This is a genomic window from Nitrospira sp., assembly GCA_029194665.1.
Classification (GTDB): Bacteria; Nitrospirota; Nitrospiria; order Nitrospirales; family Nitrospiraceae; genus Nitrospira_D.
Genome location: JARFXO010000002.1, coordinates 682,189 through 706,214 on the forward strand (window position 1 = coordinate 682,189; position 24,026 = coordinate 706,214).

The following is a 24,026-nucleotide window of genomic DNA, read 5'->3' on the forward strand; positions in this document are numbered from 1 at the left end:
GAGAGAACTTCCATGCACGGTCAGCAGGATATCCCATCACCAGAAGCTCCACCGACCATCCTCGTCGTCGACGACGAACTCTCAATCATCAAACTTTGCAAGGCTCTTCTTGAAGGAGCGGGGTTTACCGTCCTCGAAGCCGACAACAGCTCCGACGCTCTCAAGATCTGTACGCAGCATCAAGGGCCGATCGATTTACTTTTGACGGACCTCGTCTTACCCCCTCCAGCCTTTCAACTGTCGTCATCCTCCAACCAATTCCCGCACGTCAACGGTCATGAGCTGGCGGTTCGCGCGACCATGATCCGCAGCGGTCTCCACATCATCCTAATGTCGGGGAATCCTGATAAGGAGCTGAACAGTCATGGGATCAGGCGGGGAACACTTCCGTTCTTGGCTAAGCCGTTCGAGCGTGACCGCCTGATCACCCTCGTCCACAACGTCCTCGCACAGCCGGCGACGACCCTTGCAGTAGAAAGGCGGCCATGCGCCGCCAACGATACCGACTGGTTCGGCTGAGCCCAATGCGACAGGCTACGCATGCTCCGTCATGAACCATCCGGCGATCGATAACCGCCGATGTTGACCGGCCGTGGGATCCACGCGACAGACTCGATGGTATCGAGGGACGGTAAACATGACCAGCGATCCAGGGCGAGGTTCGATACAGTGGGTCGGCGCCAGACTAATAGGCCCTCCATCCTGATCTGCTCGCCGCTCATAGATGATCAATTCCCCACCCCAATCGGGCTGCCATTCCTCATGAAAGTAGGTGACGACGGCAATCCGGCGCTGCAAGGCTCGACGGCCCTTTACGAAACGACCCTGGTCCGTGTCGTCATGGGTCAAGAGGCAGTCCCCGGCTGAATACGAGTAGTAGTTGAATCCCGCATGGCGCCCGATGATATCCGGAAAAGATTCGATATGGTCTCGAATGCAGGAGAGCTGTAGCCGCGACAGAAATCGCTGAGCCTCACCTGAGCTAATTTCAGCTTTTGCCCAGTTCCCGGAATTCGGAAAGTCTTCTCGAGCGTTCGGGAGATCCGAAAGACTTTTCCAGACAGCCTGATTCATTGCTGATCGAAAACATTGCCGCTCTTCTGACGACCAAAAGTTCTCCACGACCAGCACAGGGCTGCTCTGAAATGAGAAGGAGGATAATTCAGCCAGTCCTCTTGCCGCTTGCGCAACATTCATGCTTCTTCACAATCTTTAGGATGAATCATGCCGGCTATCAGCCTCGGTCTATTATCCTCCAGTTCTATCGAGCAAAAAAGAAGGGGCTGCCATCATGACAATGGCAGCCCCTTTCTCATCTGTCGATAGAATTACCAGCGATCGCGCTTCCCGCCACCTCCGCTCCGACCACCACCACCACCGAATCCACCACGCCCCCCGCCGCCTGTGCGCGGTTCTTGAGGACGTGCTTCATTGACTGTCAAAGTCCGGCCACCCATGTCCGACCCATTGAGGGCGGTGATGGCTGCTTGCGCCTCGGAATCCGACGACATTTCCACAAAGCCGAATCCACGAGATTGGCCGGTGAATTTGTCCGTGATGATTCGCGCCGAGGCCACTGCGCCATGGGCTCCGAATAAGTCACTCAATTGCTGCTCGGTCGCCGAATAGGGCAACCCACCGACATAGATCTTCGAACCCATCGGGGTTCCTCCTTTAAGATAATGACATTGTCTTGAACACGAGGAACGGGGAAGGAGCGGGCCGAAGACGCGATCGATGCAGCGACTTAGGTCTGACTTCCGACAAGATTCCCGGACAAGGCAACATCGGCATTGTGGGTCTCTTCTGAATAGAAACTCAGCATCGCCGAGACCCAGGGCGACACGAGCCGAAGCTAGACTAGCACAGGGATTCGACAATTACAACCATACTCCCCGACTCTGTCAACCCAATTTAGAAATGTCCTCTTCTTCCCAAAGTAGAAATGTCCGGTTTATGTTCCGACCACCGCCGCGTGTTCTCCTCGTTTCGGCAACAGCCGCTTCCTCCACGGATGGTCCAGCTTCGGCGCGACCGGGCGCCGGGGTCGCCGAACCGCGTTGACGTCCACTCCGGGGGCCGAGGGCCGCACCGCGATCGCATGAAAATCGAGCGCCCGCCCCTGGTGCGTGAGCCGCATCGTCCCATCGAGCCATTGTTCCACCAGGACGTGCCGCGCCCGAATCGTGCCGTGAATTTGATAGAGTTGCCTCTCATGCGCAATCGTGAAGTCCTTGCGCACACATCGAGTGGTCTTGAGACACACGCTCCCGTCCAGCTCTCGGGCCGGTGGCGTCGGTCGATGCAGATCGGCGGACTGCGCCGGTGCCACGGCAAAGCGCCGGTTGTAGATGGGCAGATACCCCTCCACGAAGCGATTGGCGTCCTCAATGGTCGCGATCCCGGCCAGGCGCAGCTCTTTAACCAGTCGATCTTGAAAGGTTTTGAAGAGCCGTTCCACCCTCCCCTTGGCCTGGGGGGAGTGCGCCGCGATCAGCTCAACCCCCAGCTCGTCCAGCGCCCGTCCGAACTGACTCAGAGGTTCCTCCCCGGCCAGTTGCTCCGCCACCGTGGGCTCAGCCGGCGACTGGTAGGTCGTATGCTTGTCCGCATAGAGCGCCAGTGGCAACCCATAGCGCCGCCCGTAGCGCTGAAAACTGTCCATCGCCGGGATCGTGCCCTCGTACTCATAGAACCGGGCAAACACGCGACTGCTCGCATCGTCGATGTACGCCATCAGGACACACTGCGGGCCGCGCCCCTCCAACCAATCATGATGGGAGCCATCCAGTTGCACCAGTTCCCCAACATGCGCCTTCCGCGCCCGCCAGGCCCGATGCGGGCGCTTCCGCCGCCGAAAGTGCGTCACCCCCTTCGCCATCAGCCAGCCCCGCAGCGTCTCGGCGCTGACCTCGAGTCGGTGCCGTTCCGCTAGCTTCTCCGTCGCCAACGTCGGCCCAAAATCCCCATACCGCTCTTCGTACAGCTTCAAGATCTTCGCCTTCCTCTGCTCGGGAATCCGCCGGTTCGACGGCTGCCCGCGTCCGCGATGGACGAGCCCCTGGTCGCCTTCCTGCTCCACTCGTCGCAGGAGGCGCCGGATCTGACGCTCCGTCAGCCCCAATAGCTCCCCCGCCTTCTCCTGGGTGATCTGCTTCTCCAACGCTTGGCGGATCACATGGACCCGCCGCAGTTCCTTCCCACTCATAAGTACTCTGTCCTCTCCGACCATCCCGTCCTCCTTGTGAGAACGGGCAGTCTATCAATGAAGAGGACATTTCTACTGTGGTGAAACCGGACATTATCATGTTGGGATTACACCATACTCCCCGACTCCCCGATGTTACTCCCCGACTCGAACCAGAAGCCCTTGGTCCTTACAATAGGCTACCGTCCGATAGAACCATGCGACGACGCCGACGAGCAACGCCGCGTTCAGGCAAACCGCCCAGGCAAGGTCCCCAACTGGTGGTGCGCCTGCACCTAAGACAGTCCGCATCCCCTCAAAGACATGTGCTGCTGGATTCACCATGGCGATCATCTGTAGCCACGTGGGCAACACTTCCATCGGATAGAAAACACAGGAGATCGGCTGGAAGAGAAAGACCATGCTCCAGGCGAGCACCTCAGCCTCTTGTCCGAACCTCATGATGAGTGAAGTCGTAAACACGCCGATAATCCAGCCGGTCATGACCAAATTGAGTACGAACGGCATTAGCCATACCCCGACGATCAGGATGTTATACGAATAAAACAAGAGGGCACAGCCCACCATGACAATCGAGACGATCGTCACCTTCATCACACTCATCGCCATCGTGGCTGTCAAAAACTCGCTCGGTTTCAACGGGCTGGCGAACAGATTCATCAGGTTACGCGCCCAGAGCTCTTCGAGAAAGGAAATCGTGATCCCCTGTTGCGATCGAAACAGCATGTCCCATAGGATCAACGCGCCCAAGAAAAAAGTGACGAATCCCGGGACCTGGCTTTGGTATCGAGCGAGATAGAGCGTGATAAACCCCCAGATCACGAGATCCAGGAAAGGCCAGTAAAAAATTTCCATGATGCGGGGCAAACTGCGTCGGTAGAGGTACAAATGCCTGACGATCAATGCCGTGATGCGGTGCAGTTTCATCGGCAGGGCCTTCCCGCATTATTCATGACAGTTCGTCGCGAAATCGCCAAGCCGCGTCGTGAGACCGGCGCACGGAGCTCGGAGGACCTGAGGCGTACTCGTGCAGTACGTCGAGGGTCCGAGGGGCGAGCCCGCCGGCCGCAGGCTCGTCGGAACAGCGGATCGGCGATTGCAGCAGAAGCGTTCATGATTAATGCGGGATATGATCATGTCCATCGTGGCAGCCTCCGCATTCCCGATGGACACCAAGCAGGTCCTCCATGAGGTGCCGGACCCCCGCAGTCAGGTGCGTCCCTGCCCGTTGTCCGTCGGGCATTCGGCGTAACCAAAGGACCCCCAATACAGTCGGCATCCCCATCAGTCCAACTGCGAATACTGCGTTCATCCGTTCAAGATGACCCATCCACGCCACAAGAACGACTGCCAAGGCAAGCGGCACAGATCCTCCCACCAGACTCATAAAGAGAACACGCCGGCCGCAAGTTCCTCGGCTCAGACCGACCAGGCTGATCACCGACCAAAAGAGACCCCAGGCTGCACTGAGTGCAAGCCCTCCCGTAAGGAATCCGACTACCGCGTCGATCAAGACATCTGTCACGATGAGACCTGTCCTTGCTCCCGTGCAAACTTCAAGAATACCTCTTCCAGGTCCGCCTTCCCGAATCGGTCGACAATGTCTTGCGCCGTGCCCTCCGCCACGATGCGTCCCCGCTGAAGAAAGATGATGCGATCCGACATTTCTTCCATTTCACGCATGTTATGTGACGTGTAGAGAATGCTCAAGCCGGATGATCGCCGCTCTTCTTTCAGCAACGATCTGATCTTGTCGGCGATATCGGGGTCCAAACTCGCCGTCGGCTCATCAAGAAAGAGGATGCGCGGTTCGGTCAGAAACGCTTTGGCCAAGGTGAGTCTCGTCATCTGACCAGACGACAACTTGCGGGTAATCTTGCCGCGGAACTCCTCCATCTCCAGCTTCTTGACGATGTCGTTGACGCGCCGAGCGATATCCGAAACCCCGTAGAGCCGCGCCACGACCCATAAATTCTCTTCGACCGTAAGCGACTGGGGCATGGAGATGTAGGTAGACGAAAAGTTGACCTGCTGCAGGATCTCCTCACGATGAGTCGAGAGATCCAGATCGAACATGTGAATAGAGCCGGCCGTAGGGGTCACGAGTCCCAACAACATCTGTATGGTAGTGGTTTTCCCGGCTCCGTTCGGCCCCAGCAGCCCCAGGATTTCTCCCGGTCTGATCTCAAAGGACACTCTATCGACCGCGGTAAAATCGCCGAACCGCTTGGTCAGGTCCGACGCTTTCAATACTGGAGTAGCCATCACGTTGACGAACGATTAGTTGAAGAGCAAAGCGCCGCTGATCTTCTCCGGAATATGGCAGGTCTCGCATTTGCGGTCCAACGTTTTCCCGCCATACTGTGTCTTCCCATCATGGCAGCGAAAACAGTCGTTGAGCGCCCTTGCGCGGAGGTGAGAGCCTTCCGGATGAGGCGGATACCAAGGTTTGCTGTCGGCCGACACATGTCCGCGTGGAATGACGATGGGATAACCCTTGATGGGTTCATCATGCACGACACCGGAATGACAGGTCGTACACCCTTCACCCTGTCCACGGGCTCCGAAAGCCTCCATATGCCGGCCATGGCTCATGACCAACCCCACCTCTTTCACCGGCGACGGAAGATCGCGCGGCGCCGTTTCAGACACACGAAGGATGTGACGATGGCAACCGAGACAGACTCCGGAATCCACTCTTGCCTTGAGATTGTGCGCATCGGTCGGCGTTCCAAGTACATAAATCGTCGCATCTTTGGCTCCCGCCAAGACCTTGTCGGATAACCAGCCTTGAATCCCAGGCCTTACATGACAGGCAACACAGGTGACTTCCTTATGGGAAGACTTGGTCCAGCTCTCATAGGCAGGGGCGATGGTGTGGCATCCGGCACAGAATGTCGGCTGATCCGTGAGCGGAATCGCAATTCCACCCAGAGCCAAGGCTCCGGCACCAAGGCTCACCACGAGCGTGGCCTTAGACTTCCAGCTCATGCTCCCGGCGTCTACGAGGGAACTGCTTGATCAAGAGGTCGGCGACCCCGGCCACATCGTCCAGATGCAGCACGGGCACTGGTAGATCGAGTGGCTTGTCGGAGACGACCGCGAGAAGGCCGTCGGAAGAGTGCGCAATTTCACCGGGCTGATCTCGAACGATGACGATCTTCGGATACCCTTCGCTTTTCCACCCTTCGGCGATAATGAGATCATAGGAGGCGTCCAGGAAACGATCGCGCACTTCCTCCACCTTCAGCTGTTCGGAAACATCGGCAAACAAGGCGAGACTGCCCTTCGCTACCACCACAACAGTACCGGCACCGGCACGCTTATGGCGCCAACTATCCTTCCCTTCCGTATCAAGATCAAACCCGTGGCCGGCATGTTTCACCGTCGCCACACGGTATCCGGCCTTGACCAACTCGGGGATGAGGCGTTCGATCAAGGTTGTTTTACCGCTGTTCGACCGGCCGATAAAGGAAACAATTGGAATGGACATATCGTGACCGTTACGTGATTTAACCTAGTGTAGCATACCAGAAACACGTTCGTGGTGAGCTTGTCGAACCATGAACGGAACTGCCTGATATCACACACCCTTCGACAAGCTCAGGGCGAACGAACCCTCACAAGAACTTCTGGGACGCAACGCTAGCAGCAGGAGAGCCGATTACCTCCGGAATGGCCATGCTCGGTATGAACGGGCCATGCCTCACCGCTCAATAATTGAACGACCACCTCGTCGCCGGGATTCAGACGCTCAACTGCCACCGGCACATCGATAAGACAATTCGCTTTCACCATAGATGTGAGAATACCAGATCCTTGGTCTCCGGTCGTTCGAACCTTGAACACACCTTCTTCCTGCGTGAGAATGCCTCGCAGGAAATGCCTCCGATCGGTCCGCTTGGAAAATCGTTCCTGGAATATGGCCTGAACCACCGGACGTCCATAGCTCCGACACCCACTCATTTTTAGTAATGCGGGCCGAACCAATTGCTCAAACGTCACCATCGACGAGACCGGATTCCCTGGAAGGCCGAAGGCAAGCTTTCCCTGAATCTTGCCGAACGCCAACGGCTGGCCGGGTCGGATGGCGAGTTTCCAAAAATTCATCTCGGCGCCGAGTTCACGGAACACCGCTTTGGTGAAATCATAATCACCCATCGACACTCCACCGGACAACACCAACATGTCGGCATTCAACCCATGTGAGATCTTTTCTTTAAGGGCCATCGGCGTATCCCGCGCAATGCCGAGCAATAACGGAATGCCCCCCGCTTCCTGCACCGCCGCGGCCATTCCGTAACTGTTGGAATTGATGATCTTCTCCTCGCTGAACCGTTCATCCAAGTCAGCCAATTCGTCACCAGTCGAAAGGATCGCTACTCGCGGCCGCTGGTAGGCGAACAGGAACGACTTCGCAAGAATCGCCAACATCCCTGCCTCGCTGGGACGGATTCTGCTCCCTTTCGCGATAATGCGGTCCCCTTTTTTGACGTCCTCCCCCTGCGGTCTAATGTTGGCTCCTTTTGGTTCCACCTTAAATACGCGGACCGAATCAGCTGCATGCTCCGTGTCTTCGACCTTCAGGACTGTATCAGCCCCTTGGGGGATCGGGGCCCCCGTCATGATCCGGATGGCCTGACCAGAACCAACTGCTTTTGACGGCATCATCCCTGCTGGGACATCTTCAATGACCGAGAGACTGACTGGTTTCTGAATGGCTTGCTCCTGCTTGATATCCTCCCATCTGACGGCAAACCCATCCATCGCTGAGTTATCCCACGGCGGGTTGTCTCGCTCCGCGACAATGTCCTCACCCAGGACACGGCCCAAGGCGTCGAGAATCGAGATTTTTTCGAGACCCAACATCGGCGCAGCATCGAGCACCACTTGTTGCGCCTCGTGGAGTTGGGTCAATCCGGTCATGGCATCCACAGCTTTCACTGGCTGCCCCCCTTCAGCAATCCTGTGGCCGTCCGCCCCATTTTCACCAGCGATGCGCCTTTTTTACAGAAGGCTTCAACCTGATTGGCGATACGATGATAGGCTTCGGCCGTCGGCTGGTCGGAGTTGAACAGCGCATAGGGTTCACCCGCGTCCGACTGTGTGACCACGTCCGGATCGAGCGGAATCCGCCCCAAAAACGGGACTCCCATATCGAGCGCCGACGCTTCACCACCGCCCTTCCGGAAGACATCAATATGGGTATGGCAGTTCGGGCATTCGAGCCCGCTCATATTTTCCACGATGCCGATGATCGGTACCTCGCTGTCCTTGCAAAACGTGACGGATTTTCTGGAATCAAGGAGTGCCACTTCTTGTGGCGTCGTAATAATCACGGCACCGCTCACCGTGCCGAGCAGATCGATCGTCGTGACCGACTCGTTCCCCGTTCCCGGCGGGAGATCGATCAGGAGAAAATTCAAATCCTGCCAATCGACACCGCCGAGGAGCTGATTGATGAACTCGTACTTATAGGCATCGCGCCAGATAATCGGATCGTCTGAGTTCTGCAGGAGAAACGACATCGAGGCAATCTTCAAATTGTACGCTTGAAAGGGAATAATCCCTCCGGAGGTGCTGATCTTCAGCTTCTGTCCTTCCGCGCCGACCATTTTCGGAATGTTGGGGCCGTGAATATCCATATCGCAGATGCCGACATGCCATCCCTTAAGGGCGAGGCTCACCGCAATGTTCGTCGTACATGTGGTTTTCCCCACACCTCCTTTATTGCTCATGATGAGGACTTTGTGCTCGATGCGCTCCATCCGTTTGGCGACCAACCATCTGCTATGGCCTTCTTTATCCTTTTGGCACCGTTCGTTCTCGTCGCAGATGGCGCAGGCCCACAGATAGGTGCAGGCATCTCCATCATTTCCAGTATTGATAACGTTGAGTTCACGTGCCATAAGGTTTCTTTTCTGCGACCATTGCCGTCGATCGCTCTCGTCGTTAGTCGTGTCGTCCTCCGGGTACGCTGACATAGTCGTCGCCGGAGGATTTCGGCGTGGACATGCCCGAAGCAGTCCCTCCAACCCCTGCGCCGGCCATGGCGACCGTCGGAATACCGGCCTGATGACTTTCAGCAGATGTATTCTTGCCAAAGCACTTTGCACCGAAGATGCCGACCCAGTACAGGAGAAACATGGGGCCGGCCATAAGCGTCTGATTGAACGGGTCCGGTGTCGGAGTCAGGATCGCGGCAATGACAAATGATCCCAACAACGCCCACTTCCAATACTGAATCAAAAACGGAGCATCGACCCAGCCCAACTTTGCCATGAGCGTGATGGCCAACGGTACTTCAAAGATCAGCCCGAAGACCATCAAAAACCACAGGGCAAACCCGACATACTGGGCGATCGAGATTTGCGGTACGAATCCGGCGTTCACCCCGTACGAAATCAAAAAATTCAACGCGAATGGAAGCACGAAAAAAAATGAGAATCCGGCCCCCGCGTAGAACGCCAACGCGCTTATACAGACGAACGGCCCGACAAACCGTCGCTCTTGCACGTGAAGTCCCGGAACGACGAATCTCCAGATCTCAAACAAAAGATAGGGCATGGCGAGCACGATAGCGAACAGGCCCGCTACCTTGACGTTCTGCCAGAGTGCCTCCGCCGGCGCGAGGAACACGAACGGCACCGTCGGCAAATCGGTCGGTTCCCAGGTTAATTTGCTCGGCACGAACATACTCTGGAGTGGAACCCGCAACCACTTGACCAATGTATCGGCATAAAAAAACGTCCCCATGAACAGGACCGCCAGAGCGATCACCGCACGTGTGAGCCGGACTTGGAACTCCACGAGGTGCTCCATGACCGGCATCTTCTTGTCTTCCAGCGGCTTGAAGACCGAATCTTGCAGCCACCGGTTCAGCTTATTCAGCACACAGCCTCGTGCGTTTCGGAATCCGTCGATCGGCCTTCCGGCAATCAACAGATCGACAGATGCTCCTGCGCCTTCTACCTCGGATTAATCGCCACGAACAGGCTGTTTCCTTGTCGATTGACCAACAGCACGGCGACTTCGTCCTTCTTGATCTTTTCCGCGGCCTTTTGATAATCACCGAGCGTCTTGATCGACTCGTGATTGACTTCTTGAATCACGTCACCACGCTGGAGTCCGGCTGCCTCTGCCGGTCCACCAGACTCGACCGACGTGATGACCACTCCCGCCGTCTTCGCGGAAATGTTCAACTGGCTCATCAACGCGTTGTCCAGCGTCTGGACACGCAATGACGCGAGCACATTGTCCGGAAGCTTCATCGTGTCTCCCGACTCCTTCGGCGGCGCCGGTTCTTTCCTGGCCAGGATTTCATCCGACGGGCGTTCGGCCACCTTCACGACGAGCAGCTGCTCCTTGCCTTCGCGCAAGACTTTGATCTGGGCGTCCTTTCCTACCATCGTTCTTGCGACGAGGTTGCGCAGCTGGCTGACACTTTGAACGTCCTTCCCGTTAAATGCCACGACCACATCGCCTCGCTTCACGCCGGCGGCATGAGACGGGCCGTTTTCATTGACATCACTGATCAACACACCTTTCCGCTGCTCTGGAAGCTTGAACGATTTCGCTAAGGCCGGCGTAATTTCCTGGATCGCGACGCCCATCCATCCGCGTACGACCTTGCCCGTTTTCTGCAGACTCTCCACGATGTCGAGCGCGATGCTGCTGGGAATCGCAAACCCGATCCCTTCCGATCCCCCGGTTCGCGAGAAGATCGCGGTATTGATACCGATGAGATCTCCATTCATGTTGACGAGAGCCCCGCCTGAATTTCCGGGATTGATCGCCGCGTCGGTCTGAATGAAATCTTCGTAGTCGGCGATTCCGACATTCCCACGCCCGAGGGCGCTGATGATGCCGAGCGTGACGGTCGAACTCAAGCCGAACGGGCTTCCAACCGCCAGCACAAGATCCCCCACCTGTAATTTGTCGTACTCAGCCCACCGCAGCGACGGCAGATCCTTGGCGTCAATCTTGACGACCGCCAAATCCGTCTTTGGATCTGTGCCTACCACCTTCGCCGAAAACTCGCGCCGATCGCTGAGGGTCACAGTAATCTGAGTGGCTCCCTCAACGACGTGATTATTGGTCACGATGAACCCGTTGGAATCCAAGATAACGCCCGAGCCCGCACTCTGATCAGGGCGGCCGTGCGGCGTGGGTGGACCATGCGGAATCGGCGGAGGGGTCGGCAATTCTCCTCCTCCAGGCTCATCCCCGGGGGGAGGGGCTCCGAATGGACCGGGAGGAGCCCCTCCTCGCCTCCGGCTCCCTTCTCCTCCGCCCGTCACCGCGATATTCACAACGGCCGGCGTGGTCTTTTTCACGATATCCGAAAAGCCTTGAGCCCATGCTGGAGGGACCCCTGCAGCTGATGCCGATGACACGCATCCACTGCCGGATAGAGCCCATACAATTAGTCCGCTGCCGAGAAGGATCTTCGTCGCTTGCTGACTCCAGTTTGCCATAACTGAATTCCTCCAGGATGTGACTCTCATCGAGAGTGCTATTGGGAACGAGCATCTTCACCTGATCGAACACTCCATATTACACTACTCTTTCAATAGGCTTCAAAGAGGAAAAGGCCTCCTCTCTCATGACTTCCACCATGAGGAAGACCAATGAATAACTCTCAGCCGATTTTGTCCTTGTTCTGCCTCTGCCGGCCGATTGCTTTCGCTTGATGTTTCCAGTACGGTGACGGACGGTCCGAGGGAGCTTTTTCACAGGGCAAGACATTGTTTCTAGGAAACCCGATCAATCGCAGTGGGCATGCGGCAGGGGCATGGATCGGATGTGCGCTTCTCCTGCTGACTGCTTGCGTCAAACACCTTGCGTTTCCCCCGCTGGGAGAGCCGTTACCCGCCAGTGCCAAGCTGGAAATTCCCCCATCGATCAAAGCCCTGACGATTCGCTACAGCGATTCCTGTGGGCAGCTCCAGGAAATTCCGCTGGGGGATCGCCTGGAGGAGGCTTTACGTGAAGGAATTCGTCGAACGTTCAAGACGACCTTTGACGAAGGAGCCGGTGACACCGCCACACCCGATTATGTCATTCAAGTCGACCTTGTCGATTCGTCCTTTGACTTGAATAAGGAGGCACTGTATGACCGAGCCCCTGCGGTCCTACACCTCAACGCAATCGCTCATATCCACGACCGGACCAGAGCGTTGCTCCGTCAAACAGACATCAAGATTGTCCGTCAGGAACGGTTGCGACTCGAACAGCTCTCGAGGAACTGCAACTATATCATCGAACCATTCATCCGCGACGCCGCCATCGTTTTTGCAACACAGGTCTCTCTGTATGCCAGGCAAGTTGTAGCCGGCCAGTCTCCCTCATCTTCGGTCGAACCGAATCCCCTGCCCTTGGTAGGTGTGGGCTCTTCGGAATCGGCACCCTCAGCAACCCCACCTACTCCTGCTTCAGCTGCTTCGAACCTTCGATTCAAGGCAACGCTCCTCGACGAGAACAGCGATCTGATTTTCGCAGCAGGCGAGCATGTGCGGGTGCGTGTGGATGTCGTCAATACGGGAGGACAGCTGGTGGAGAACGCTTCCGCCTCGCTCACCGGAACTCCCGCAGTCATTGAAGGGTTTCCCACGGCCCGCTTGAAGATCCCGCCTCTGCCGCCCGGCCAAACAAAATCTCTGGAATTCATGGCGACGTTGCCCGTCACCGTCCAGGCAATACAGGCCGAGATTCATGTCAACGTGGTCGAGGCTGGAGGAGCCGCAGCGCAACCCCAAACCCTCTCGTTGACCATTCAGCCGGCTCGTACCGGTACGGACAACGTGAACCCCACTCCCGCGCCGACGCTGGGCTTTCACCAGCCTCAGACCTTCCTCGTCTCTATTGGGGTCGGCGCCTATCGCGATTCCAAGCTCACGCGCCGCCACTACGCCGTGACGGATGCAGAGACGGTCGCGGCCTATTTTCAGTCGCTCGGCGGCATACCCCCGTCCAACATGCGGCTGTTACAAAACCACAAGGCGCTCTATAGCGATATCAACGAAGCCTTGTTCGGCTGGCTCCCATCGCATGCGACCATAGATGCCGTCGTGATCGTCTATTTTTCTGGACAGGCGATGGTGACGCCGACCGGCGACATCTTGCTGGCCTCCTATGACGGCACTGCTGCAGACTCGGCGCGACTTTATCCGCTCGACGACCTTCGGTCGGCCTTCGCCAGGCTCAAGGCCAAACATGTCATCTTCTTGTTTGACGGCCTGGTGTCCAGACTTCCGGACAATGCCAAGAGCAAGACCGCTTCACCCCGCTGGGACCTGGGGGGAGAAAATACGCTCGGGCTGATCGGAGGCGAAGACTTTATGAAGGGACTGGAAGACGACCAGCACCGCCACGGCCTCTTCACCTACTACCTCTTGAAGGGACTCCGAGGAGAGGCCGATACCAATCGGAGCGGAACGGTTACGCTGGGAGAACTCGCCGGCTACGTGCGCCAGAAAGTCGTCTGGGCGGCAAAGTCTCAGTTCAACCAGGAACAACGGCCCTTGTTGGTTCCTCCGCTCAAACCGGACGACACTGCCGCATCGCTTGTCCTGACCGCACTTCCTTCGCTCACCTCTTCGGAATCGCCCTAAACCTCTCCCAATAAGGCAATACGCGGGCCGCCAAGGTCATGTTTGCAGGACGGGAAATGCAATGGTATCGTTCATGCCATGAAAACAACCATCGATACTGCCGGTCGTGCGGGAAGCAGGACTGCATCCAGGCAGCGATGCTGGAGATCCGCTGGAGACAAGGACTGATTGAAATCGAACCGGCATCGCTTCCCGTCAAGTTGAAGCAACGTGGTCAGTTTCTTATTGCGATGCCGGATCATCCGATCGAGCAACTCACGAGCGAGACTGTCGAGCGGGCACGCCGACAACTCATCTGCAACAGGCGGGCTTCCTCTCATACATAGCGACACAAATAACGCCGCATTATAGGCTATAAAACACAGTATTCATGCGGTTTTTCTGTTGCAAAAGCGGCAACACTTAGCACGTCGTGTTTAGACCGGTAGTAGCGGGAACCGGCTCGCAATGCACGATACAAGATCCGACAAAAAGTTTTGTTCTCGTGCGATACACAACTCTCGGGCGAGCTCCGAGGCGGGGCGATTGCCACTCTCGAGCAACTGTACGGCTTCGCGTTTGAACTCTGGTGAGAACTGCCTGCGCGCACCCATCGAACACCTCTCGGGGAGATCCTGTCTCCATTCCAAGGCGTCTGTCAACTCCGGGCCAGCTCAATCCGGCCCCGACCTCCACGGTCGAGAACAATTCCGCGAAATGCATGAGGCGGTTAACGAGCAATTGAATCTAAATCGGCACACACTCTTTTGCCGCCAATAAGATGTCCGCCCACGGAATGTCGTCAATCCACGTTTTAGCCAGTGCGTCCTTTTTTTGTGCGAAGTTTGGCAGAGCTGCCAAGACTTCCCGTGGGTCCGGTGTGTCGACGGCGTCCGGCCGTGTCTTGAGCCAAGACATGACCCGCGTAACGATCATGTCGACGGTGCCGTTGTGGAACTTTGGATCAAAGCCGGCGAGATCGGAAACAAACTTGGCGTATTGATGACCCTGCGGAACTAGCAACAACCAGTCATGCTTTTGCGCCTCGTCGATTGCTGTATAACGGCGGGCAATCGCAATCCCCAGTTCAAGCGGCATGTTGAATCGCGCCAACTGCTCGGTGCCCTCGCCTTTGCAGCGCGACAGATCATGGATGGAATACTTGGAAGCACAAATCGCTCTGGTGATTCTTTCCATGCGCGGCTCGGCAACACTGCCAGACTCAAGCGCGCTGCGCGGCACGAAGCCGCAGCACACGGTGGCGAACACGATGGCGTCGAATAGAGGGGCGAATTCAGCATCGTAGGGACAGTTTATGAAAACCGACAGCTTGGGATCGATTGGGGAACTAGCATGCGCCACGTGAGGTTACCAGGCAGCCTCACGTTTTTTGATGCGCTGGGCGAGGTCCTCGACGGTTTTCAAGCGCTCTCGCAGTTTCGCCGTATCCTTCGCCATTACAGTCTCAGGCGTCACGACTTGACTTTGAAGCGCCTGGATTACGGCGCTCCAACCCCTCGCCGCATCAGGCAAGCGCAGCGCGTGAAAACGAGCCAAGAAACTCGGGAGCGCGGCGTCGCCAATCACAACCGGTATCAACAACTTCGTTTGATCCGCCCAATACGCCTCCAACGTGTAGCTCCACTCATGGTCCTGATATTTCGTTGGCGCTTCATCGCTAGCAACCAGGACGATCACGGCGTCTGCAGACTGGATCGCCTCTTCTGTCACCTCTTGCCAGTTCGGTTCGGTCTTTAATTCTTTCGATTCGCCCACTACTGAAAAGTTATTCTGGCGCAACGCATCAATTAAACTCCGCGCCGCCGCCTCATCGCGCCCGGCGTAGGAGACAAAAAGTTTTTTGGCTTGTCTCATCACTGAACCTCAGACATTACTCTTGTGGCGCTCAAACTGCCCATGCACAAATTCTGCGCCGCCAGGTGCGTGATGTCAATAAGCGCCGCAGTGAGCCCAGAGCCTTCGAGTAACCCGGCCACGTGAATACATCGATCGGTGATTCACATTTTTGGGTCAGATCTTGAATCGTGCATGGCGCAGGAATACCGATTCCATTTTGTCATCCAGCGTTAGCTGCAAAGGGCAACGTCCCTCCGGACGCAGCTCCCCTTTGTCCTCCGCTGACCGATCGACAGGTCACTTTCTTATTCTTCTGCAGCTGGAACCTGCCTCCCCACTCTTGACCTCATAAAATGTTTGCTGTACTTATTTGTACAATTTGTTCAGTTAGAGTTTTCTGAGCCCCTTGATAACGGAGAGAACCATGCCTCATCTGCCTGCCAGTAAAGCGAGGCAGGGATTTGCGGATACGATCAACCGGGCAGCATACGGAAAAGAGCGTGTCGTGGTGCGGCGAAGGGGAAAAGACATCGCTGCGGTGGTACCAATTGATGATTTGCGGTTACTCGAAGAATTGGAAGATCGGATCGACCTTGCCGACGCGCGAGCCGCTCTGGCTGAGACGAAGAAAAGGATGGCAAGATCACTCGATGTCATTCTGAAAGACCTCGGCCTTTAGTCCTTCCCAATGGCCTACTCCATCCTCCTCACCCCATCTGCCGAACGGCAACTCACGTCTCTGACCGATTCGGTTTAGAAACGCATCGTCAAACGGCTCAAGTCACTCCGTGAGAACCCGCGACCCCAGGGCGTGAAGAAACTGGCCGGTGAAGCGGACCTCCATCGAACCCGAGAAGCTGATTACCGAATCATTTACACGATTAAAGACATGGAGCTCATTGTCCTCGCCGTCAAGATCGGCGACCGCAAAGAAGTGTACCGCTGACAAGAGCCCGGCGGGACAGGCTTCTCCTCCGCCCGCCAATAGATGCTACGCCCTCCAGCCTCTCCGCCTCGTGAGTTTGTCATCAGCCCGTGGAATGGCGGCAGACCGACTAGCGCGTTTTGCTGGCGGTGGGCGGAACCCAGGGATATAGGCGGGGAATCCATAGGGTTAGGACGATTGCGATGATAAGCGAAGCGGTCGTCCCGATGGTGAATTGAGTCCAGGTGTTGGGCCGAATGGCACCAAGCGATACGATGACCAGCAGTATGGGAATGTCCAAGAAGTGCGTGAAGGTTGGCACCTGTTCTTGCCGAGCACGGGTAAGCTCTGGCGTGGCGCGTCCCTGGACTAGTGCCTCATTCGTCAGGCGACGGAGCCGCATGAAATAGAGTCGAGTGACCGTATTGCCTTCGATGAATTCAAACGCAAATAGAAAGATCATCCCCGCCAGCCACGGCTGCTGCACGAATCCCCACCCGCCCCAGACCTGAGCCGTCATCCACGCACCTGAGACCAGGAGAATGATAGCGCCGGGTACCACAACTCCATCATAGAACACGGCAATGTTGCGCACGGCCTCGGCGAAGAGCGCGAGGTCTCGAATTTGCCGCGACCGCAGATCAGCAATCCACACTCCAATCAGGCCTGCTCCAATGAGCATCAGGCCGACTAAATGTGCAAACCGGAGGATCGAATAAGTCACAGGCTCCTTCCTTCTCTCCAAGCCTAAGAATATGCACTCGTCTATCCAAGAAAAGAAGGCACCCCAAGAGTCGTATAGGGGCTCGCTTTCCACCATCCAAAAGCCGCCACGCCTTCCGGCTTTTCTTGCTAGACGGTTCTCACACAGCCTGCGTCTTGACCGCTCCTCATTCCCCCTACGCAGAAAACAACGGCTGTGAAGCCGTTGAAGCCAGCACCGTCGCCGCGTCTCGACAAGAGAAGAGGGTGGGGAGTTGCCTCTCCACCCTCTTTCAATCTGCCACATTCAGCGGAGGCAATACCTCTTCCCTGCTGAAGCGCCGCTCCTATGGGTTGGTTACTTGTAAATGAATACTCCCCGTATCAGTCATGGCAGGATTGATGGTAATCGTGTAGGTGTCCGATGTGGCCAATGTCACAGAATTCAGGTTGAAGCTCGCCGCTGAGCTCGTTGCACCAGCCTGCAAGACGCCACTCGGCGTGTAGAGGTTCACCGTCACGTTGCCGAGCTTGTTGTTGGTAACCTTGATCGTAACCTGTTGGTTTGCCGTGCCGGAAAACGTATAGCGACCGTTCTGGCCGGGTCGGCTGATCATAATCTGCCTCGGGGCGGCATTCGTCTTCAGTGAATCTGATACCTCCGTTGAGAGTGTCAACGTCATGTTACCAGTGTAGGTACTGCCTGGACGGACGAGGACGGTATAGGTACCGGTTGTAGGCAAGGGGTTTGGGATTTCGAGCGCCCCACCCGCCGTACCCACGGCCGTGGAGGTGAGAGTGGTGCCGTCCGGACTCACGAGCGAAATAGAGCTCGACGTAAGCCCCACGGACGTGAGCCCAAGACTCACCCATTGCCCGGCATTACCGTTGAACGTATACCGAGCCGTCTTGCCTGCCTTGTTGAGACTCACCGGCACTGGTGCTCCATCGATCGCGATCGTGCCTGTGGCTGGAGAAGACAGAGACAGTGTCATGCTGCCGGTGTGGTTGCTGACCGGGTCCACCACGATCGTATACGTCCCAGTTTCAGGCAATGCCGTGGCAGGGTCGAGGCTACCGCCGCTGGGACCAATCGTCGTGGACGCCAACTTGCTGCCATCCGGTTTCACCATCGACACGGTGCTCGATGCAATCGAGACTTCCGTGATACCGAGATTGACCCACTGACCCGCCGTCCCGTTGAATGTGTAGAGCGCTCGCTGGCCCGGTACGGTCAATGTCGGCGTCACCGCCACTTGATCGGTCATGATGGTGCCGGCGAGGTCCGGAGCATTATAAAGCGCAAGCTTTACATGGCCGGTGTAACTCAGTTCCGGATCGATCAGGATCGCATAGGTTCCAGAAGTCGGAAGGACTTGCGCATCGGCCACGGCACCTGCGTGCGCGAAGGAGGTGGGCTGACCCAAGAGACTTCCATCCGGCTTGAGGATGGAGACGTACCCGCTCCGGATTGTCACGTCACTCAATTGTAAGCTGACCGCTTGGCCGCTGGTACCCGAAAACGTGTAACGGGCATTCTGTCCGCTTCGGCTGATGGCAATCGACACCGCCGAGCCCTGAGGGACGATGTTCCCCTCCAGCTCGCTTGAAACCGTGATCGTGAAACTCCCAGTATAGGTACTGAGCGGGTCGAAGAAAATCGTGTAGGTCCCCGTCGTCGGCAATTCCACGAGATCCACGCTACTGCCGTTCATCTCGCTGGAAGAGATGGTCGCCCCTGAATCAGCCGTAAATTGGTACGCTGTCATCGATGTCAAGACCTGTGTCTGTGAGGAGAGTGGCCGATTGCCCATGGTCGCATAATAGTTCCTGACTGCAGTAGGCTGTCTGGCAATCAATCCGCCATCCGGCCCATAGACCGACACCTGGAACTGTGTGAGCGTGACACCGCTGAAACCAAGATTGATTCGTTGGCCAGCCGTACCTGGAAAGGTCATTACACCCTTCTTGTTCGGAGTGGCAATCTTTACCGTAACCGGCTCCCCTCCGACAGTGATGCGACCGTTGTATTCGATGTCTGCTGCCGCGACGCCTGGCGGTGGGGCGGTATCTCCGGCGTAACTTCTGTCAGTGGCAGTACTGGAAATGATTCCTGTTGACCCAAGCACAAGCGTTACTGTTGCCACTCCTACCCGGCACTTCACCCACGGCCATAGGCTGTACATAATCACTCCTCCTAATTATAAAAACCGCCGGCTCTTGGTGGTTGCCACCTCGTTTGAGTTTGCCTTGCGACGCTCGATTGACGCGCGGACTCTACCCTTTTTTATGTCTGTGGCGCAATCCCCCTAGGCATCATTTAGCCGATTATCTGTATGATCCCCCCAACTGGGGGATTAGGCGATCCAAAGCCCACTTGCCCCTTGATATGAGGAAATATGCGGGGTTATCCAAGCAAACAAGAGGGCTAGACGTGCCGGCGGCAAAAAAAAGAGGGTGGAGAGTTGCCTCCCCACCCTGTCTTACAGCTCACCGAAAGCTTCTCAGAGACTACTCGGCCTTACAGAAGCTCCGTTCATAGTTGATGATCGTCCAGGCTTCTTCCTCCGTGATCGCGGCGGGGATCAAGGAAACCATGCCCGTTCCGGCGCTGCCGTTCTTAATAACCCAGAAAAGCTCGCCGTCCTTCCGTTTCTTGTGGAACTTGCAATTGGTGAAATCCCGCGGGCTTGGGTTCAGGATCTTCCCGGCTTCGCCCTGGCCGTCCCCGGCCTTGCCATGACAATTGAAGCAGGTGCCCTTTCCTTCGTATAACGCCTTACCCTTGGCGATACTCTCCGGGCTGGAAGCGACCGGATTCTTCAGAGCTTTTGCGTCCGCTGCTTGATCGGGCGGAACACGAGGCTTCAAAGGATCTTTTTCCTCAGCCCCAACTACTGCGACCGAGAGAAAGACAACTGCTGCAGTGACTCCTAAAAGCTTGGACAGATACCCCATCACACATCCTCCTTTGTATTGAACACACTGAGCCTGAATGACACTCCAGGCCGCCGACTTGTCTTCATGATTTTCAAGAGCCAAGTAAAACGCACGAACTATACCAACGCCTCTGAATTCCTGTCAAGAAAACATCCCTGCCTCCATCACTCATCTCGTCTTCTTGCTACATGAATAAATGGAGATCAAACCTCATGCCAACACCGACGCAAAAAGACGCAAGAAAATGTCGGCATTTATATTGCCAACGATACAATCTAAAAATCAAAGGACCAACGAGGCGGCGCTTGATCGGATTAGCAGCGGAAGGTAGGGGCGAGCAGATTGACCGAATGTGATGGGAGGGGCGTGGTCCTATCGTTTCAACACAATGTCCCGGGCAACTTTTCCACTTGGTCCGAAGGGCTTTTGAGGTTTGCCGTTTAACTCGGCCTTCACTCCTCCGGCGTTTCCAAGGGTTAAGATGAATTGGTCCTGTCCTTTCCAATGGGCTTTTTCGCCTGGTCGTAGCAACGACTCCTGAGGACTCCCGTTATCGATCTGCACGACGACCCAGCTCAATTCTGTCGCTTCCAAGTCCAGTACCAGCTGACCGTCCCCAAAACGCTCCGTTGCGTTCAGACCGATACCGGCTAACGGGCCATCACTGCCGGGAGAGGCCGGCGTCGCTGTAGAAACCGTTTCCGGCTCTGATCGAGAGGCTGTGCCAACAGGGGTACCAGATTCCTGTCTCGGTGAGGCCTCGGTCGGCCTTGCCGATCCAGCGGGTGTTTCGGTCGGCTTCGGAACCTCTGCCGTACGTTCAGGATCTCGGGCCGCCGAGGCTGGAACCTCTTTCGTCGCTTGTGTCGCGCGTTTCGTCGCAGGCCCTTGTTCATGAGTCCCACGCCGAAAGACTGACGATTGCTCTCGACTGAGAAGAAAGATCAGCGTCAGTACGGCGAGACTGATGGCAATCGTCACCGCTTTTCGATTGGACTGACGCTTGCGGTCTTCTTCAATCTGTCGCACCTTGAGTCGTTCACGCTCGTCCTGTTTCTCGTAAAAGGAGCCCGCCGATTGGATAAAGCGGTGAATCGCATCTTCCTCATCCAAACCCAGCGATCGGGCATAGGAACGTACAAACCCCTTGGCGAAGACTTGGTCGGGTAACTTGGCAAAATTACCATCCTCGAGCGCCTTAACGAAATCCGTGCGAATGCGGGTTTTCGACGCCACCTCATCAACGGTCAACCCTTTGGTCTCTCGGACTTGCCTGAAGAATTCGCCGACCGACTCCATAAGTCTCCTACTTCAATCGCGCCAAGAGTTCCGCTGCCGCTCCCGCCAGCTCTCCACCTTTATCCAAGGTAGCCACCTTCTTCAACGTTTCCCGCGCTCTGTTCGTATAACCCAATTTATAATACACCCGACCAAGCTCAAGATGAGTCATTGCGGGCGGAACACTTGGAGGGCTTGCCGACGCCGCATCTTCCAGCGCCTCCATGGAACCGTGAAGATCGCCCTGGTGTGCCAGTGCGCGACCGAGATGATATCGAGCCAAGTCCGGCGTCGGATAGAGGGGATTCGCCAGGGCCTGCCGATAGGACTGGATCGCCTCGTCCCACCGATCCTGATTGGCTAGAACTTGCCCCAAATACGTATGCGCTTCAGAATAGGTTTCATCGATTTTGATCGCCGCGCGGAATTGCTCTTCTGCACTGGACAACTTGCCCTGCAGCGCATACACATGTCCCAGTGCGTATCGTGCCTCCTTATTGGCCGGATTCAACTGGACTGACTTCTGGAATGAGACAAAAGCCTTTTGGCGATCTCCAGGGAGACTGGCGACACCCTCCTGATAATGCCCTTGCGATTTTTGCAGCACTTCCTTGTCGTTCGCACAGCCTCCCAACATACTTATGAGTCCTAAACACACCAGGAGACGCTGGTCTCGCCGCCGATGGAACCATTGATCGCGACTGGTCATTGAACATCCTCAAAGTGCGTGAGTCGTTTAAACTCGGCGAACCGAGCCTGAATCTCTTTGTAATCCAGGATGCGCAATCGGTCAAGACTAAAGGATTCTACGGTAAATGACGCCATCACGCTCCCAAAAATGATGGCCTGTCTCATGGCCTCCGGAGACCGGTTACCTGTCGCCGCCAAGTAGCCCAGAAATCCCCCGGCGAAAGTATCTCCGGCACCGGTCGGATCGCGGACGTCTTCGAGCGGAAAAGCCGGTGCGCCGAAAATCTGCTTTTCGTTGAACATGAGCACGCCATACTCGCCCCGCTTGACGATGAGATGCTTGGGTCCTCGTGAAAGCACGAGTTTCGCCACCTTCACCAGATTAGAATCTTGTCCGAGTGCGCGCGCCTCGCCGTCGTTGATGATCAGAATATCCACCTTCTCCAACACCTTCCAAAGCGCCTCGCGCTGGCCGTTGATCCAGAAATTCATCGTGTCACAGGCTACCAATGCTGGCCGTTCCACCTTGTACAGGACATCGAGCTGAAGCTCCGGATGGATGTTGCCCAGGAACAGCACGTCCGGGGCACGATAGGCTTCCGGGATCTGAGGGCGAAAGGTTTCGAACACATTGAGCTGCGTATCCAAGGTATGGGCTTCGTTTAACTGGTGCGTGTATTCCCCCTTCCAGCGAAAGGTCGCTCCTGGGCGGCGTTCCAGACCGGTAAGATCAATCCCACGGCTTTTGAGAAACGCGATATGCTGGTGGGGGAAATCCTCTCCAACCACGGCAATGAGTGCGACTGACGTGAAGAAGCTGGCCGCCGTTGAGAAATACGTGGCCGACCCTCCAAGAATCTCGGTTCCTTCGCCGAAAGGAGTTTTGACCGTATCGAGTGCAACCGATCCCACGACCAACAGTTTCCCCATGACTAATGGACTCCTTTCTTCAGTGCCAGCGCACGGTCAATCAGCACGGCGAGCTTCTTCCGAACCGCTGTAGGGATTCGGTTCGGCACCGTCAGAATGGCATTGTCCAACGCCCGATGGCAGGGGCAGTCTCTCGGATCGACGAAGGACGGCACCACCAGGCGGAGTATCTGTTTGGCTAGAGCCACGTTCCGATGAAGCGTCCCCAATACCGCTTCCACCGTGACCGCCTCTTCCGTTTCATGCCAGCAATCGTAATCGGTCACCAGCGCCAAGGTCGCGTAACAGAGCTCCGCCTCACGCGCCAGCTTTGCTTCCGGCATGTTGGTCATGCCGATCACATCGACGCCCCATTGCCGGTAGAGTCGTGATTCCGCTTTCGTCGAAAACTGCGGCCCCTCCATGCAGAGGTAGGTCCCGCTGCGATGCAATTTGGCGCCGACCCTTTCTCCAGCCGCCAGAAGCGCCTGTCCGAGTTCGGCACAAATCGGCTCGCCGAAGGCGACATGCGCCACGACTCCGTTGTCAAAAAATGTCGAGACGCGCCGCTTTGTGAGGTCGATGAACTGGTCAGGGACAACGACGTCGCCCGGGTGAATCGATTCCTTCATGCTGCCGACCGCGCTGATCGAAATCACATGAGACACTCCCAGAGACTTGAGCGCAAAAATGTTCGCGCGGTAGTTGATCCCGCTCGGATTCAACCCATGCCCCCGCCCATGCCGCGAAAGAAATGCGACTCGAATTCCATCGAGCAAGCCCACGGTGATCGCATCGGAAGGAGCCCCGAAGGGTGTACGGACTCGGATGGACCGAGCGGAAGTGAGCCCTTCAATATCATACAGCCCGCTTCCCCCGATCACCCCGACGGTCACCCGCCCATCTTGTCTTTTTCTCTTCATGC

Annotated in this window: 26 protein-coding genes; 5 read left to right on the top strand and 21 right to left on the bottom strand. The window is 56.4% G+C overall.

Features of this window, described 5'->3' with window-relative positions:
* The first annotated feature begins 12 nt into the window (after nucleotides 1-12).
* Nucleotides 13-519, top strand: coding sequence for a response regulator (locus tag P0119_08795; protein MDF0666158.1), 507 nt, complete (start codon nucleotides 13-15; stop codon nucleotides 517-519).
* 15 nt (nucleotides 520-534) lie between these two features.
* Here P0119_08795 and P0119_08800 read toward each other — a convergent pair whose 3' ends face one another.
* The 12 genes from P0119_08800 to P0119_08855 all read right to left on the bottom strand — a co-directional run bounded on the left by P0119_08800 (nucleotide 535) and on the right by P0119_08855 (nucleotide 11,685).
* A complete protein-coding gene (locus tag P0119_08800) occupies nucleotides 535-1,197 on the bottom strand; it encodes a 2OG-Fe(II) oxygenase family protein (GenBank protein MDF0666159.1) in 663 nt (220 codons plus the stop codon).
* Nucleotides 1,198-1,328: 131 nt separating this feature from the next.
* Nucleotides 1,329-1,661: an RNA-binding protein gene (locus P0119_08805; GenBank protein MDF0666160.1), complete on the bottom strand. Its 333-nt coding sequence runs from the start codon at nucleotides 1,659-1,661 to the stop codon at nucleotides 1,329-1,331.
* A gap of 293 nt (nucleotides 1,662-1,954) precedes the next feature.
* The gene (locus P0119_08810; protein ID MDF0666161.1) at nucleotides 1,955-3,232 is read right to left on the bottom strand and encodes an ISNCY family transposase; all 1,278 of its coding nucleotides are present in this window, start codon (nucleotides 3,230-3,232) and stop codon (nucleotides 1,955-1,957) included.
* A gap of 111 nt (nucleotides 3,233-3,343) precedes the next feature.
* Nucleotides 3,344-4,135 carry an ABC transporter permease gene (locus P0119_08815; protein ID MDF0666162.1) on the bottom strand — a complete coding sequence of 264 codons (792 nt, stop codon included), beginning with the start codon at nucleotides 4,133-4,135 and terminating at the stop codon, nucleotides 3,344-3,346.
* Between the two features lie 190 nt (nucleotides 4,136-4,325).
* Complete coding sequence (locus P0119_08820; GenBank protein MDF0666163.1) at nucleotides 4,326-4,733, bottom strand: hypothetical protein; 408 nt, start codon at nucleotides 4,731-4,733, stop codon at nucleotides 4,326-4,328.
* Nucleotides 4,730-5,473 (bottom strand): ABC transporter ATP-binding protein, encoded by a 744-nt coding sequence (locus P0119_08825; GenBank protein ID MDF0666164.1) that lies wholly within the window; start codon nucleotides 5,471-5,473, stop codon nucleotides 4,730-4,732. Before P0119_08825 ends, P0119_08820 begins: the two co-directional genes overlap by 4 nt.
* A 15-nt stretch (nucleotides 5,474-5,488) precedes the next feature.
* Nucleotides 5,489-6,199: a NapC/NirT family cytochrome c gene (locus P0119_08830; GenBank protein MDF0666165.1), complete on the bottom strand. Its 711-nt coding sequence runs from the start codon at nucleotides 6,197-6,199 to the stop codon at nucleotides 5,489-5,491.
* Nucleotides 6,183-6,701, bottom strand: coding sequence for a molybdopterin-guanine dinucleotide biosynthesis protein B (mobB, locus tag P0119_08835; protein ID MDF0666166.1), 519 nt, complete (start codon nucleotides 6,699-6,701; stop codon nucleotides 6,183-6,185). The genes P0119_08830 and mobB overlap by 17 nt, the downstream gene beginning before the upstream one ends.
* A 152-nt stretch (nucleotides 6,702-6,853) precedes the next feature.
* A complete protein-coding gene (locus P0119_08840; protein MDF0666167.1) occupies nucleotides 6,854-8,152 on the bottom strand; it encodes a molybdopterin molybdotransferase MoeA in 1,299 nt (432 codons plus the stop codon).
* Nucleotides 8,149-9,117, bottom strand: a complete 969-nt coding sequence (locus P0119_08845; protein ID MDF0666168.1) for an Mrp/NBP35 family ATP-binding protein — start codon at nucleotides 9,115-9,117, stop codon at nucleotides 8,149-8,151. Before P0119_08845 ends, P0119_08840 begins: the two co-directional genes overlap by 4 nt.
* 43 nt (nucleotides 9,118-9,160) lie before the next feature.
* Nucleotides 9,161-10,102 carry a twin-arginine translocase subunit TatC gene (gene tatC / locus P0119_08850; protein MDF0666169.1) on the bottom strand — a complete coding sequence of 314 codons (942 nt, stop codon included), beginning with the start codon at nucleotides 10,100-10,102 and terminating at the stop codon, nucleotides 9,161-9,163.
* Between the two features lie 74 nt (nucleotides 10,103-10,176).
* On the bottom strand, nucleotides 10,177-11,685 hold the full coding sequence (locus P0119_08855) for a Do family serine endopeptidase (GenBank protein ID MDF0666170.1): 1,509 nt from the start codon (nucleotides 11,683-11,685) through the stop codon (nucleotides 10,177-10,179).
* A 270-nt stretch (nucleotides 11,686-11,955) separates the two neighbouring features.
* Between P0119_08855 and P0119_08860 the strand changes: the two genes are divergently transcribed.
* Nucleotides 11,956-13,821, top strand: coding sequence for a caspase family protein (locus P0119_08860; protein MDF0666171.1), 1,866 nt, complete (start codon nucleotides 11,956-11,958; stop codon nucleotides 13,819-13,821).
* Nucleotides 13,822-13,877: 56 nt separating this feature from the next.
* Nucleotides 13,878-14,147 carry a hypothetical protein gene (locus tag P0119_08865; GenBank protein ID MDF0666172.1) on the top strand — a complete coding sequence of 90 codons (270 nt, stop codon included), beginning with the start codon at nucleotides 13,878-13,880 and terminating at the stop codon, nucleotides 14,145-14,147.
* Between the two features lie 400 nt (nucleotides 14,148-14,547).
* Here the strand turns inward: P0119_08865 and P0119_08870 are convergent, their stop codons facing one another.
* Both P0119_08870 and P0119_08875 read right to left on the bottom strand, forming a co-directional pair.
* On the bottom strand, nucleotides 14,548-15,162 hold the full coding sequence (locus tag P0119_08870) for a hypothetical protein (GenBank protein MDF0666173.1): 615 nt from the start codon (nucleotides 15,160-15,162) through the stop codon (nucleotides 14,548-14,550).
* A 6-nt stretch (nucleotides 15,163-15,168) separates the two neighbouring features.
* Nucleotides 15,169-15,675, bottom strand: coding sequence for a toll/interleukin-1 receptor domain-containing protein (locus tag P0119_08875; GenBank protein ID MDF0666174.1), 507 nt, complete (start codon nucleotides 15,673-15,675; stop codon nucleotides 15,169-15,171).
* Nucleotides 15,676-16,081: 406 nt separating this feature from the next.
* On the opposite strand from P0119_08875, the gene P0119_08880 reads away from it, so the two are divergent.
* Together P0119_08880 and P0119_08885 are read left to right on the top strand one after the other, a co-directional pair.
* Nucleotides 16,082-16,336 carry a type II toxin-antitoxin system Phd/YefM family antitoxin gene (locus tag P0119_08880; GenBank protein ID MDF0666175.1) on the top strand — a complete coding sequence of 85 codons (255 nt, stop codon included), beginning with the start codon at nucleotides 16,082-16,084 and terminating at the stop codon, nucleotides 16,334-16,336.
* 84 nt (nucleotides 16,337-16,420) lie between these two features.
* On the top strand, nucleotides 16,421-16,603 hold the full coding sequence (locus P0119_08885; protein ID MDF0666176.1) for a type II toxin-antitoxin system RelE/ParE family toxin: 183 nt from the start codon (nucleotides 16,421-16,423) through the stop codon (nucleotides 16,601-16,603).
* Between the two features lie 109 nt (nucleotides 16,604-16,712).
* Here P0119_08885 and P0119_08890 read toward each other — a convergent pair whose 3' ends face one another.
* The 7 genes from P0119_08890 to mtnP all read right to left on the bottom strand — a co-directional run bounded on the left by P0119_08890 (nucleotide 16,713) and on the right by mtnP (nucleotide 24,024).
* Complete coding sequence (locus tag P0119_08890; GenBank protein ID MDF0666177.1) at nucleotides 16,713-17,306, bottom strand: DUF2269 family protein; 594 nt, start codon at nucleotides 17,304-17,306, stop codon at nucleotides 16,713-16,715.
* A gap of 325 nt (nucleotides 17,307-17,631) precedes the next feature.
* Nucleotides 17,632-19,470: a hypothetical protein gene (locus P0119_08895; protein MDF0666178.1), complete on the bottom strand. Its 1,839-nt coding sequence runs from the start codon at nucleotides 19,468-19,470 to the stop codon at nucleotides 17,632-17,634.
* Nucleotides 19,471-19,795: 325 nt separating this feature from the next.
* Nucleotides 19,796-20,242, bottom strand: a complete 447-nt coding sequence (locus tag P0119_08900) for a c-type cytochrome (protein MDF0666179.1) — start codon at nucleotides 20,240-20,242, stop codon at nucleotides 19,796-19,798.
* A gap of 354 nt (nucleotides 20,243-20,596) precedes the next feature.
* Nucleotides 20,597-21,523: a DUF4115 domain-containing protein gene (locus P0119_08905; GenBank protein MDF0666180.1), complete on the bottom strand. Its 927-nt coding sequence runs from the start codon at nucleotides 21,521-21,523 to the stop codon at nucleotides 20,597-20,599.
* A gap of 7 nt (nucleotides 21,524-21,530) precedes the next feature.
* The gene (locus tag P0119_08910) at nucleotides 21,531-22,211 is read right to left on the bottom strand and encodes a tetratricopeptide repeat protein (GenBank protein MDF0666181.1); all 681 of its coding nucleotides are present in this window, start codon (nucleotides 22,209-22,211) and stop codon (nucleotides 21,531-21,533) included.
* The gene (locus tag P0119_08915) at nucleotides 22,208-23,122 is read right to left on the bottom strand and encodes a PfkB family carbohydrate kinase (GenBank protein ID MDF0666182.1); all 915 of its coding nucleotides are present in this window, start codon (nucleotides 23,120-23,122) and stop codon (nucleotides 22,208-22,210) included. The genes P0119_08910 and P0119_08915 overlap by 4 nt, the downstream gene beginning before the upstream one ends.
* 2 nt (nucleotides 23,123-23,124) lie before the next feature.
* Entirely contained in the window at nucleotides 23,125-24,024 is a 900-nt protein-coding gene (gene mtnP / locus P0119_08920; protein ID MDF0666183.1) for an S-methyl-5'-thioadenosine phosphorylase, read from the bottom strand.
* Between the last annotated feature and the right edge of the window lie 2 nt (nucleotides 24,025-24,026).

Excerpts from the sequence above, each read along its gene's own strand:
- P0119_08825 (MDF0666164.1), bottom strand. The coding sequence starts at position 5,473 with ATGGCTACTCCAGTATTGAAAGCGTCGGACCTGACCAAGCGGTTCGGC.
- P0119_08830 (MDF0666165.1), bottom strand. The coding sequence starts at position 6,199 with ATGAGCTGGAAGTCTAAGGCCACGCTCGTGGTGAGCCTTGGTGCCGGA.
- P0119_08905 (MDF0666180.1), bottom strand. The coding sequence starts at position 21,523 with ATGGAGTCGGTCGGCGAATTCTTCAGGCAAGTCCGAGAGACCAAAGGG.
- P0119_08815 (MDF0666162.1), bottom strand. The coding sequence starts at position 4,135 with ATGAAACTGCACCGCATCACGGCATTGATCGTCAGGCATTTGTACCTC.
- P0119_08915 (MDF0666182.1), bottom strand. The coding sequence starts at position 23,122 with ATGGGGAAACTGTTGGTCGTGGGATCGGTTGCACTCGATACGGTCAAA.
- P0119_08800 (MDF0666159.1), bottom strand. The coding sequence starts at position 1,197 with ATGAATGTTGCGCAAGCGGCAAGAGGACTGGCTGAATTATCCTCCTTC.
- P0119_08795 (MDF0666158.1), top strand. The coding sequence starts at position 13 with ATGCACGGTCAGCAGGATATCCCATCACCAGAAGCTCCACCGACCATC.
- mobB (MDF0666166.1), bottom strand. The coding sequence starts at position 6,701 with ATGTCCATTCCAATTGTTTCCTTTATCGGCCGGTCGAACAGCGGTAAA.
- P0119_08805 (MDF0666160.1), bottom strand. The coding sequence starts at position 1,661 with ATGGGTTCGAAGATCTATGTCGGTGGGTTGCCCTATTCGGCGACCGAG.
- P0119_08880 (MDF0666175.1), top strand. The coding sequence starts at position 16,082 with ATGCCTCATCTGCCTGCCAGTAAAGCGAGGCAGGGATTTGCGGATACG.
- P0119_08910 (MDF0666181.1), bottom strand. The coding sequence starts at position 22,211 with ATGACCAGTCGCGATCAATGGTTCCATCGGCGGCGAGACCAGCGTCTC.
- P0119_08895 (MDF0666178.1), bottom strand. The coding sequence starts at position 19,470 with ATGTACAGCCTATGGCCGTGGGTGAAGTGCCGGGTAGGAGTGGCAACA.
- mtnP (MDF0666183.1), bottom strand. The coding sequence starts at position 24,024 with ATGAAGAGAAAAAGACAAGATGGGCGGGTGACCGTCGGGGTGATCGGG.
- P0119_08875 (MDF0666174.1), bottom strand. The coding sequence starts at position 15,675 with ATGAGACAAGCCAAAAAACTTTTTGTCTCCTACGCCGGGCGCGATGAG.
- P0119_08900 (MDF0666179.1), bottom strand. The coding sequence starts at position 20,242 with ATGGGGTATCTGTCCAAGCTTTTAGGAGTCACTGCAGCAGTTGTCTTT.
- P0119_08855 (MDF0666170.1), bottom strand. The coding sequence starts at position 11,685 with ATGGCAAACTGGAGTCAGCAAGCGACGAAGATCCTTCTCGGCAGCGGA.
- P0119_08845 (MDF0666168.1), bottom strand. The coding sequence starts at position 9,117 with ATGGCACGTGAACTCAACGTTATCAATACTGGAAATGATGGAGATGCC.
- P0119_08865 (MDF0666172.1), top strand. The coding sequence starts at position 13,878 with ATGCAATGGTATCGTTCATGCCATGAAAACAACCATCGATACTGCCGG.
- P0119_08810 (MDF0666161.1), bottom strand. The coding sequence starts at position 3,232 with ATGGTCGGAGAGGACAGAGTACTTATGAGTGGGAAGGAACTGCGGCGG.